Annotated in this window: 6 protein-coding genes; 2 read left to right on the plus strand and 4 right to left on the minus strand. The window is 69.0% G+C overall.

Features of this window, described 5'->3' with window-relative positions; genetic code table 11:
• Window positions 1-62: 62 nt before the first annotated feature.
• The gene (locus F0U60_RS11090) at window positions 63-1,511 is read right to left on the minus strand and encodes an FAD-dependent oxidoreductase (protein WP_395817734.1); all 1,449 of its coding nucleotides are present in this window, start codon (window positions 1,509-1,511) and stop codon (window positions 63-65) included.
• Between the two features lie 230 nt (window positions 1,512-1,741).
• Between F0U60_RS11090 and F0U60_RS11095 the strand changes: the two genes are divergently transcribed.
• Both F0U60_RS11095 and F0U60_RS11100 read left to right on the plus strand, forming a co-directional pair.
• A complete protein-coding gene (locus F0U60_RS11095) occupies window positions 1,742-2,488 on the plus strand; it encodes an SDR family NAD(P)-dependent oxidoreductase (protein ID WP_395817736.1) in 747 nt (248 codons plus the stop codon).
• Between the two features lie 189 nt (window positions 2,489-2,677).
• Window positions 2,678-4,480 carry a methyl-accepting chemotaxis protein gene (locus F0U60_RS11100; protein ID WP_395817739.1) on the plus strand — a complete coding sequence of 601 codons (1,803 nt, stop codon included), beginning with the start codon at window positions 2,678-2,680 and terminating at the stop codon, window positions 4,478-4,480.
• Between the two features lie 182 nt (window positions 4,481-4,662).
• On the opposite strand, the gene F0U60_RS11105 is transcribed toward F0U60_RS11100, so the two are convergent.
• The 3 genes from F0U60_RS11105 to F0U60_RS11115 are packed head-to-tail and all read right to left on the minus strand — an operon-like array spanning window position 4,663 to window position 11,682.
• A complete protein-coding gene (locus tag F0U60_RS11105) occupies window positions 4,663-5,355 on the minus strand; it encodes a 4'-phosphopantetheinyl transferase family protein (protein WP_395817742.1) in 693 nt (230 codons plus the stop codon).
• On the minus strand, window positions 5,342-10,723 hold the full coding sequence (locus tag F0U60_RS11110) for an SDR family NAD(P)-dependent oxidoreductase (protein ID WP_395817745.1): 5,382 nt from the start codon (window positions 10,721-10,723) through the stop codon (window positions 5,342-5,344). Before F0U60_RS11110 ends, F0U60_RS11105 begins: the two co-directional genes overlap by 14 nt.
• Complete coding sequence (locus F0U60_RS11115) at window positions 10,720-11,682, minus strand: hypothetical protein (protein WP_395817748.1); 963 nt, start codon at window positions 11,680-11,682, stop codon at window positions 10,720-10,722. The genes F0U60_RS11110 and F0U60_RS11115 overlap by 4 nt, the downstream gene beginning before the upstream one ends.
• Window position 11,683 lies beyond the last annotated feature (1 nt).

An 11,683-nucleotide genomic window follows, 5' to 3' on the forward strand; every position in this document is an offset into this window, starting at 1 on the left:
CAACTACCTCCCCGGTCCTCCAAATGGGCCGTCCGGGAGCCGGAGCCCGGCCAGGCGTGACGCTATGCGGCGGCGCCCAGGGACTTGTCGCCGGTCCGGGTCTGCTTCCCTGGTGTGGGGGGCAGCGTGGTCAGGTTCGCGCGCCGCTCCCTCGGGATGAGCAGGCTCTTGAGGCTGTAGCCCAGCAGCGACGCGGCGAACCCCGGCTGCAGCAGCCCCTCGGCCCCCTTGCGCATGTGCAGCACCTCGTAGAACTGGTGGCAGGACTTCGCGTCCACCGAGGTGAGGTCAATCATGTTCTGGATGGTCCACAGCAGGGCCTTGAGCCCGGCGGGCCGCTTGCCTCGGGCCTCCGGGTGGGCCAGGTCCATGGTGGTGGTCAGGAACCAGGCCGCCCCGATGAGCTTGCCAAGCTCCTGATGGAAGCTCCGCGACAGCCCCTGATGGAGCCCGCTCGGCGAGGTGCGCGCCCGGGCGATGCTCTCCCCGAGGATCTTCGCCCCCATGCTGATGACCGTCATGCCCTGGCCGAAGACGGGGTTGAGGGCGCAGACCGCGTCACCCAGGAGCACGAACCCCTCCGGGAAGCGCGCCATCGTCTCGAAGTGCAGCCACCGGCTCGACGGAATCTTGTGCGTGACGGGCTGGGTCAGCGGCTTCGCGTTCCGGATGTACTCATAGAGGTGGGGGGCGGGCAGCTTCCGCGCGAACTCCAGGAAGCCCTCGTCGTCGGTGGGCGCGTGGTCTCCGAAGTAGCCGTTGAGGCTGACGATCCACCGTCCGCCCTCCACGTTCGAGATGAAGCCCGAGCGCCGGGACTCGGGCGCGCGGCCATTGACGACCATGATCTTGAAGTCGTCGAAGCCCGCGGGGCGCTCGTAGAACCGGCTCGTGTACCCCAGGTCGATGCCCACCTGCTCCTCTTCCGGACGGCCATAGCCGAGCTGCTCCAGCCAGTGCGGGGCCCGCGAGCCGCGGCCGCTGGCGTCCACCACCAGCTCTCCCTCGAGGGTCTGCTCGCCCTGTGGCCCCTTCACCCTCACCCCGGTGACGCGCGTGCGCGAGGCGTCCGTGAGGAGCTCCTCGACCCCGTACCCCTGCCGCACCTCCACGTTGGGCAGCGCGGTGACCCGGCCGCGCACCTTCCATTCCAGATAGGGGCGGGAGACGAGGATCGACTGGGGGCCGCCCTCGTAGCGAGCCTTCCAGCTTCCGGACTGGAGCCAGGCGGCATCCCGGGCCATGTCGATGAGGTCCGCTCCCTCACGCACCATCTCCTGCACCATCCCGGGGAACATGCCGTCCAGCGTCTTCAGCCCGGCTTCCAGCAGGGCGTGGATGTGGCGACCCTGTGGCGTGCTCTTACGCGCTTCCGGACCCTCTGGAATCGGCTCCCTCTCCAGGATGATCACCTTCTCGAAGTGCTCTGAGAGCACGCGTGCGCTCAAGAGACCGGCGATGCTGCCGCCGATGATCAATGCCTGTCCGAATCCGCGCTTGGTGGATTGCACCCGATTCCCTCCCGATGAACTGTCTCCGCGAAACTTCCGGAGCTCACACGATACGCGAGCTGGGAGCTGAGCGGTTAATGACCCCCGCGCCGAGTGAAGGACCCTGCGGCCTGAGTGAAGGACCATCCGGCCCGAGTGAAGAATGATTCGCTGGTTGTATTGAAGAACTGCTCGCACGGGAGGGGCGAGGTAGCCTGGGGCTCCCAACAGCGAACGAGGACGCAACGCTCATGCGCAGGTTCGAGCAGAAGGTGGCCATCGTCACGGGAAGCTCTCGCGGTATCGGTGCCGCCGTCGCGCGGCGGCTGGCCGAGGAGGGCGCGAAGGTGGTGGTGAACTACACGCAGAATGAGCAGGCCGCGGCGGAGGTGGTCAGCTCCATCCAAGCCCTGGGTGGCGAGGCCATTTCCTGCCGCGCGAACGTGGCGGATGAGGCGCAGATGCAGGCGCTCTTCGACACGACGCTCCAGCGCTTCGGGCGCCTGGACATCCTGGTCAACAACGCGGCCGCTCTGAAATGGGGCCCCTTGGCGGACATTGACCGGGCCACGTTCCAGCAGCTCGTGGACGTCAATATCTGGGGGCTCATCGTGGGCTGCCGTCTGGCGGGCAAGCACATGGCGGACTCGGGGCGCATCATCAACTTCTCCTCCGTCACCGTGCACAAGACTCAGGCCTGGAGCGGCATGTACGCGGCCACCAAGGCTGCCGTCGAGTCACTCACCCGCACCGCGGCGGTTGAGCTCGCCCCGCGCAACATCACGGTCAACGCCCTCCTCGTCGGCCTGGTGGCCACGGACATGGTGTCCGAGGTGCCGCTGAAGGCCCGGCAGATGATCGCCTCCCAGACGCTGGTCGGGAACAAGGTCGGCCGTCCCGAGGACGTCACCGGCTCCGTGGCCTTCCTCGCGTCGGATGACGCCCGGTGGGTGACGGGCCAGACGCTGGGCGTCAACGGCGGCTACCTCATGAGGTAGTTCCCTTCTCTTAAGAGAATGGGACGGCAGGCTGCACCTCGGCCCACCCTGCTGGGTCGGAGCTCTGAATCAGATGCCATGGGGTGTCTGCCCGGAGACCGGCCGAGGAAGCGGTTTTGCTGGTTGTACGGCTTCTCATGACGGCTGGAAAAAGGCGCTACGGACGAACAGTGCTAGGATGGACGCGCGATGAACAAGGCTGAGTTGAAGCGTCTGGTCCTGCGTTGCTACCTGGAACAGCAGTTCGCGATGATGACCGCGCTGCTTCCCGTGGCCTATCTGCTGACCCTGGTGATGGGGCTGGAGGGAGACCTGGCGCTGCAGGTGTTCCTCATCAACGCCACCTGCAACACCCCGATTTTCGGCAACGTCATCACGTTCTTTTTGATCCGCCACTTCGTGAAGGACGCCGTCACGTCGCGGCCCAATGATCTGCCGGGGGATCGCCTCCGACGCATCCTGAAGGCGCCTCGGAAGATCGAGATCGCCGTGATGCTGGCCTACCAGGGCTCGTGCGTCACCTGGGCGGTGTGGCCCGTCGTCAAGTACGACCTGGATCCGTGGATCATCCCCCAGTCGGTGGTCGCCTTCGGTCTGCTGGCGATGGTGGTCGGCATTCGGATGGCGCTGCGGATGGAGCGGGTCCTGCGTCCCCATGCGGTGGAGGAACTCCACAAGTATCCGCAGCTGCGCATCGCGGACGAGAGCGGGTTCCTGTGGCCCAAGCAGCGCTGGTTCCTGCCCTACAGCTTCGCCCTCTTCGTGTTCGCCACGCTGACGGTGACGGCGATGATCGTCAGCAAGAAGACCGGCAGTGGCTTTGGTGCGCTGTACACCGAGTTGATGAACGTGGCCCCGGCGGTGCTGGCGCTCGTGCGCGAGCGGGTCGGCGGCATCCTGGACGATCTGGTGATGCCCATCGTTGGCGTCGGTGGCTTCATGATCTTCTCGGCGGCGTGGTGCGCCTGGGAGATCGCCCGTCACCAGAGCACGGGCACGAGCTCCGTGCAGAAGTCCATCGAGTCGATTGCCTCGGGCAAGCCCTCCCTCCCGGCGTGGGTGTCCACGGACGAGGTGGGCGATCTCTCCTTCGCCACCACGGGTGCCTTCGAGCGGCTGCGGACGTTCTCGTCCTCGCTGACGGACTCGGCGCAGATGCTGGGCCAGTCCGCCGAGCGGCTCGGCAGCTCCCACAAGGATCAGACGGAGTCGCTCTCCGTCCAGGCCGCGGCGCTCCAGGAGACGCAGGTCACCGCGCAGGAGATTCGCCAGACGTCGATAGTGGCCGCGCAGAAGGCGGAGGACGTGCTGCAGCAGGCCGAGCGCGCCGATGAGATTGGCCGCGCGGGTGAGGTCGCGCTGGAGCAGAGCCTCACGGGCATGCACGACATCCAGAAGCAGGTGCTCCAGATGGCACAGAGCATCCGCGCCCTGGACGAGCGCGCCCGGCAGATCGCCAACATCACCACCACGGTGAAGAGCCTGGCGGACCGCTCCACCATGCTGGCGCTCAACGCCGCCATCGAGGCCGTGCGCTCCGGCGAGCACGGCAAGGGCTTCGCGGTGGTGGCGCGGGAGATCCGCAGCCTGGCGGATCAGTCCATCAAGGCGACCTACAGCGTGCAGGGCATCCTGCAGGATCTCAGCGAGGCCATCCGCACCACGGCTGAGATGACGGAGAGTGGCTCCGACAAGGTGCAGGGCAGCGTGCAGCAGCTGCGGTCCTTCGGTGACAACATCAAGCAGCTCTCCGGCATCGTGCGCGATAACGTGAGCTCCGTGCGGCAGATCTCCGCCGCCGTCACCCAGCAGAACCAGGGCATCGGGCAGATCTTCCAGGCGGTGAACGACCTGACGAAGATCATGGACCAGACGATGGCCAGCCTGCGCACCAGCGACGAGGCCGCCGATCAGATGCGCATGGTGGCCGAGCGCGTGAGCGTCTTCGTGGGTGAGTACGACTGGCAGACGCAAACGCCGTCGAATCAGTAGTCGTCCTGGCGCTGTCTCCCTCTCCCCTCGGGAGAGGGTTGGGGTGAGGGTAGCCGAGCCCGTTCTTCAACCCGTGGCCCACCGTGTGGACCGGGGGTTCAACCCAGGTTCTTCCGATACCCTCACCCCGTCCCTCTCCCGAAGGGAGAGGGGAAATGGCCGTGGGAAGTTGGATAAGGGGCTCAACCCGCGATCGCTAGCGCTCCTCCGGGTGGCCATTCCACCAGGAGCGCGGCCAGTGTCTCGGGCGGCTCCCCCAGTCCGGGTGGCAGCTCCCACGTCTCGAGGGTCAATCTCAGGGACACCTGGTTCTCGCTCACGTGGAGCCGCACCGGCCGCACCGCCACCTTCTGCAAGGGCGCGCGCAGCCCCACTCCCCACACCTTGAGCACCGCTTCCTTCATGGCCCAGGCGGCGGTGGTCGGGTCCATCCCTCCCTCGCACACGGCGAAGTAGCCCTCGCGCTCGTCCGGAGCGAAGGCCTCCTCCAGGAAGGCCTCACTGGCCTCCACTCGCCCTTCCAGGTCCACACCCAGCGGACCTCCGCGAGCGACCCCCGCTACCGCCAGCCCCGCGGAGTGAGAGATGGAGAGCGCGAGCCCCTGCTCGGGCGAGAAGAGGGGACGTCCCGAGTCTGGCCACCCGTCCTCGCGCACCGTCACTTCCGCACGGAGTCCCGGCTCTAGCAGTGCGAGGGCGCGGTGCGCAGCGAGCCGGCCCGCGACGAACTCCCGCCGCCGCTTGTCCGTCCTGCACCGGGCAAGGCCCTCCCGCTCCAGGGGCGAGAGGGCGGAGTCCTCCTCCTGCCCCACCGCGCCCCAGCCGAGCACCACCTCCCGCCCGTTGGGCAGGAGCAACCGGTCAGGTCTCCGCACTCCGACGCTCACCCCGGCGCAACCGACGGAACCACAGCCCGGTGCCGCCTAGCAGCAGGGCTCCGTCCTCGCCACGGACCTCGAAGTCGTAGATGACGTCGTCACCCTCCACCTTCGTCATCCGCGCCTTCACGTGTCCGGACTCCCCGAGGCGCCGCTGCCGTCCGCGGGTGAGCTGATCCACGCCCATGGGCACGGAGACCAGGTTGTTGTGGTGGCCGTCCCAGTTGGCCGCCACCTGGAAGGCGGCGTCGAGCAGGAGCGGATCCAACTGGAAGCGCGGCCGAGCCACGTGGGTGAAGATCTCCCGCTGCCGCGGGGCTCGGATGATGCCTTCCACCTCGCGCTCGCCCACGTACACCCATTCCGCGCGGCAGAAGAGGGGGCCGAGGTACAGCGGCTCCTTGGCCAGGTGGAAGATGGAGCGCGCGCGTGAGCCTGGAAGCGCCTCGGGCAGCTTGCCGGTTCCCGGCTCCACGGGGGGAGGAGGCCCGAGCACGTAGATGCCCTGCTGGTGGATGCGGCGCTGCGTCTGGTCGGAGCGGCCGCCCAGTGCCAGGTCGCTGCTGGACTCGACGTAGAGCGTCACCTCATCGCCCTGCTGTTTGATCACCTTGGCCGTGAGGGTGACGTGGACGGGCTTGCTCTTGGTCCGCTCCGAGGCCTTGAAGAACTTGAGCGGAGTTTCGATGCGCAGGTTCTCCGCGCGCAGCACGGCCAGGTCGGGGCGGAAGAGGGCCGCCGCCTCGCCCAGCATCTCGAAGCCGAAGGTGCCCGGCATGATCGGCACCGAGTCAAGCTGGTGCTGGAGCACGAACGGGTCCGTGGTCAGATCGAACGTTCGGGTGGCGACCAGGCCCTCCGCGTCGTGCCGCTCCACGCAGTCGAGCATGGGGTAGTCGGAGGGGACGAGCAGGAAGCCCCGGTCGTCGTAGACCGTGCGGGCGTCCGGGCCGTCGGCGGAGGCGCCCAGGAAGGGCCACTCACGGAAGAGCCGCTCCTCGAAGATGGCCACCTCGCGCTCGGTGCGGCCGAGCAGCAGCTCGTTGATGAACCAGTATGAGCCCTCGGCCGGGGTGATGAAGGAGACGCCGGTGTTCTGCACCACCTCTCGGTTGCGCGCCGCGGCTCCCACGCTCTCCCAGGCCGTCCAGTCGATGGTGACGCAGCGCATGTGCGGGCGCGCTCGGTGCGCGTACGCCATGGCGCACTTGCTCATCAGGTCATTGGCGGCGCTGTAGTCCGTCTGGCCCTTGTTGCCGAAGCGGCCTGCACCGGAGCCGAAGCACATCATGAGCTTCAGATCGTCGCGCCGCGTGGCCTCCAGCAGGTTGATGAGGCCGAGCACCTTCACCTCCATGGTGGAGGCGACGATGCCCGGCGTCTTATCCGGCAGGCTCTTGGAGGCCTCAACCATGGCACCGTGGACGATGCCGTCGATGTGGCCGTGGTACTCGCGCACACGATCCACCATGCCCCGCACGTCCGTGGCGTTGCGGATGTCGCACGTCTCGTACTCGATGGACAGGCCTTGGGCGTAGACCTCCTGGAGGTTGCGCCACAGCTCGCGGGCCCGGACGAAGGGCTCGAAGGCCGCCTTGAACTTCACCATCGTGAGGCTGGGGTCCGCCTTCTTGCGGCGGATCATCTCCTCCTTCTCGTAGGTCTCGAAGTCCTTGTCGTCCAGCGCCAGGTAGGGCTCGTCGCCCGTGGGAGCAGGGGTGCGTCCGGTGACGATCACCTTCGGGCCCAGCCGCGCCACGGCCTTGGCCACCTCGAAGACGGCGCCGCGCCCACCGCCGGCGAAGAGCAGCACCCAACTCGGGTCCACCCGGCGCAGCACCTGGCTGCCTTCCTTGGGGAAGTCCGCCCGGCGCAGACCCACCACGAAGCGCCGGCTGGCCATGTAGCCGATCTCCGTCCGGTCGCTGCCTTCCTCCAGCTCGCGCGCGACTGTCTCCGCCACCACCCAGTGCGAGGCGCGTGGCTCGAAGTCGATCGTCTTGATGACCGCGCCCGGTAGCTCCTGCTTCAACCCCTTGAGGAAGCCGGCGAGCGAGCCGCCCATGACGTTGCCGCCGTCACCCACGAAGCCGAAGTCGCCGCCCATGGAGGTGACGGCCACATAGCAGGCGCTGCGGCCCTTCGCGTCCCGCAGGCGCTCGTACATGGCGCGCCCGGTGCCGTGCCAACGCGCGGTGGTCTCCGCCATCCGGCGCGCGAAGCGGGCGCTGCCCAGGGTGAGGAAATACTCGAGCGGCCCGAAGGCCCCCAGGTCGATGACGCCGTCTGCACCACCCAGGTCGTCGCTGGCGCGGCGCACCCGCTTCTCCACCTCCATGGCGTCCGTGAGGCCTGCCACCGATACCGTGGCGATGCGCACGCCCTTGCCCACGAGCAGCCGGCTGAAGGCGGCCACCAGGCCCGGCTCGTCACCGACGAGCAGCAGCTTCTTGCCCGGCAGCGGGTAGCGCTTCTCCGAGGAGAGCGACAGCGGCACCAGGTCCACGCGCCAGCGCTGCGCGGACAGCCCGCGGCTGGGGATGGGGTAGCTGGCGGTGGCGCTCAGCGGATCCCCCAGCTGGGGCTTCCGGTGGGCGTTGTCGTGCTCCTCCAGGATGACGTGGTAGTTCGTGCCGCCGACGCCGAACGAGCTCAACCCCGCGCGCCGCCGTCCCTCTCGAGGCGCCGGCCACGGGCGGCCCTCCAGCGACAGGGCGATGGGCAGCTTGTCGAAGGGGATGTCTGCCTTGGGGAACTCGCCTCCGTTCATCGGGGGGAGGAAGGCTTCGCTCACCGCGAAGGCCGTCTTGATGAGTCCCAGCAAGCCGGAGGCCGACGAGGTGTGGCCAATCTGCGACTTGAGGGTGCCCATGGGCACCGGGTTGTCGCGGCCTCGGGTGTGGAAGGCCTCGCCGTAGGCATCGGCCTCCACCTTGTCGCCCACCTTCGTGCCCGTGCCGTGCGCCTCGAGCAGGCCCACCTGATCCGGGTGGATCTTCGCGTCCTCCAGCGCCCGCTCCACCGCTCGGGCCTGGCCCTTGGGGTTGGGGGCGAACAGGGAGGTGCCCCGTCCGTCACTGGAGAAGCCGATGCCGGAGATGACGGCGATGATGCGATCCTTCTGCGCCTCCGCGTCCTCCAGCCGCTTGATGACGACGGCACCTGCGCCCTCGGCCGGGACGAAGCCGTCCGCGCGATCGTCGAAGGGGAAGGTGCCTCGGGGGGAGAGGATGCCGAGCACGGCCAGCGCGGCGGCGTACTCGGGCACCAGGTTGAAGGCCACACCGCCGACCACCGCCACGTCGGTATCGCGGTTGGCCAGCGACAGCATGGCGGCATGCAGCGCCGCGATGGAGCTGGCACAGGCCGCGTCCACCGTCATCACGCCGCCGGTGAAGTCATGCAGGGCGGCCAGCCGCGACGCGCACGACAGCCCGGAGTAGTACTGGAACGTGTTCTCGTCGAGCGGGGGCAACGTGCCCACCACGCGCTGGCGGACCGCGTCGATCAGGGGCGCTACCTGTCCGGCCGTCATCCCCCGGGCCTGGAGAGCCTGCGCCGCCAGCTTCAGGTAGCGCTCGCAGACGAAGCGCAGCTCGACTTCGAACTCCTTGGCGCGCACCGGCAGCTGGCCTACGACCACCTGCACGCGCCGCCCGTTCCACGTGCCGGGCTCGTAGCCCGCCTGGCCGAGCGCCTCCTCCGCGGCCTTGACGAAGATGACGACGCCCGGGTCGAGCGCCTGGGCCTGGGCGGGAGGCAGCTTGAGCCAGCGCGGATCGGCCACCGGCAGATCCACGGTACCGGCCAGCCGGGGCACGACCTCGTTCTTGCTCATCAACGCGCCCAGGGTGCGGTTGACGTCGAAGCGTGAGGCCGGCAGGTCACCGATGGCGTCCGCCTTGGAGGTGATGTTCGTCCAGAGCGCCTGCGCATCCGGCGCTCCCGGCGCGAGGGCGCCCATGCCGACGATGGCGAACTTCTGGGTGGGCGGGCGGACGGGCCGGATGTCCGCCCAGGCCTCGCGGGCGGGCGCGGGCCCGAGCAGCGCGTGGTAGGCGATGTTGTTCCAGCCCAGCGAGCTGACGCCCACGTAGCTGCGGGGCGGCAGCTTCTCCGGGCGCGTGAGGCACTCCATCAGCCCGTCCGTCGCGTGCCGCGGCGAGGTGAGGCCAGCGACGGGCGCGCGCACTCCGCCATGGAGCGACAGCGCCGCGCGCATCAGCGACACCAGCCCGCTGGCCGCGTGCTGGAAGCCCACCTGGGGCGTCGCGGTGGAGAACGTCAGGGGCTCGGTGCGCGTCGCGGTGAGCGCGGACTTCAGGCCGATGATCTCCTGGTCCTCCAGGCCCGGGACACCGCAGGCCTGCAGCTCCACGTGCCGCACCTGCTCGGCCTCCACGCCCGCCTGGTCCAGGCAGGCGCGCGCGGCCCTGTCCACCATGCGCGACAGCCGCGAGATGCCCTGCTTGAGGTTCACCTCCGCGGTGACACTATGAAGGACGGCGTAGATGCGCTGCTTGTCCGCCAGCGCGTCGTCCAACCGGCACAGCACGAGCGCCACAGCACCCTCGCCGGGCAGCGTGCCCGCGGAGCGCCCATCCAGCGCGAGCAGCTCCTGCGACGCCAGCCAGCCGCGTGCCGCCAGCACTCCGAACGAGGAGGGGCTGACCAGCGGCGCCACCGCGCCCACCACCGCCACGTCACAGTGCCCGAGCTGCAGCGAGAGCGTGGCCATCCGCAGCGCCGCCATCGACGAGGCCGTGCCCGCGTCAATCGCCAGGTGCCCACCGCGTGTGTCCAGCAGGCTCGAGAGGCGGTTGGCCACCATGGTGGCCGTCATGGGCACCGACTCGGTGATGATGGGCGGAGCGAGCTGGTCCACGAGCTGGTCCACGGCTTCCAGCAACTGGGCACTGTCGGCGCGTCCCTGGAGGATGGCCGCCAGGTGCTCGCGCAGCTCCGGCGTCCGCAGGCGCAAGGCCTGATCGGTCCTCAGGTCCACGCCCAGGCCGGTGGAGCCCAGGTAGATGGCACACCGGCCACCCGGGCTTTTGTCGGGGCTGTAGCCGGCGTCCTGCGTCGCCTGGAGCAGCGTCAAATGGAGCAGCCGCTCCATGCGGTGCATCTTCTCCACGTGGGCCGGCGGCAGGCGGAACTGCTTCCAGTCCTTGGCCTCCTCGGGGACGAAGCCGCCCCACAGGGGATGGCTCAGGTTCAGCCCGGCCCCCCAGTCCTCCGGGGCCTGCGTCAGGGCGCGCATCCCCTCGAGGGACTGGTTCATGAAGCGCGACGGCGTGTCGGCTCCGGGCAGGCGGCACCCGAGCCCGACGATGGCGAGAGGGATGTGCGTGGGAGAGGTCATCGAGGTGAGAGGCTCTTGACGAACGACTGCCAGGACAGACGGGGCAGGGTGGGGGCGAGGTCCTCGGAAGGCAGAGAGGCCATGGCAATGCCGCGCAGCTCGAGCACGGGAATGCCGTCCTGCCCGAGCAGGTGGGCATCGAAGGAGGCCAGTCCACTGCTGGCGCCGGACAGGCGGGCGTCACACATCAGCCGCTCGTCGCGCCGGGGCATGCGGAACCAGGTGGCCTCGGAGATGGCCATCTCACGCGAGCCCTCGCCCGAGAAGGAGTACCAGAGCCACTTCACCAGGTGGAGCGCGCCCTCGAGGGCAGCGGGTGCCACCTGAATGCGGCTGGCGGGCAGGACCTTGGCCATGGCGCGGGGGTGAATGAGCCCGCCTTGAATTCGGCCCAGCTCACACAGCCGGGCCCAGGAAACGACTTGGAGCGACTCGGGGACGCGGTCGCCCTGGCCTCCCACGGACGCGTAGAGCTGCCGACCGTTCTGGAGGTTCTCCGACTTGGGCGCCAGCATCCGCTGCTGCTGCGGCCACGGGGCGGGCCCGTAGTTCTGCTCGAAATGGAGGATGGCCCGGCACACGGGGATGGGCTCCTCGGTGGCTTCCTCGCTGCTGCCCCCCGTGTTGGTGCCGGTGCTCACCGGCTCCACCGACAGGAAGACGGACACCTCACCATCTCCCTCGCGGCGGGCGCGCCCCACCAGCCGCGCGGCGGACGAGGAGGGCTCTGAGGCGCGCAGGAACCAGCGCACGTCCCTCATCCCCACCAGCACGCGATCCGGGTACACCAGCGCGCCGACCTCGGCGAGGAACTCCAGCTCCATCGACGCGGACAACGGCCGCGTCTCTGCGTCGAGCTCCGCGGGCAGGCGCACGTCGCGCTTGGCGACGGCGCTCTCGCCTCGGAAGACCTCGGCGACATCCTCCAGCAGGGGGTATTGTGAGGTGTCGGGCTGCACG

The organism is Archangium minus, assembly GCF_044360475.1.
Lineage (GTDB): Bacteria > Myxococcota > Myxococcia > Myxococcales > Myxococcaceae > Archangium > Archangium minus.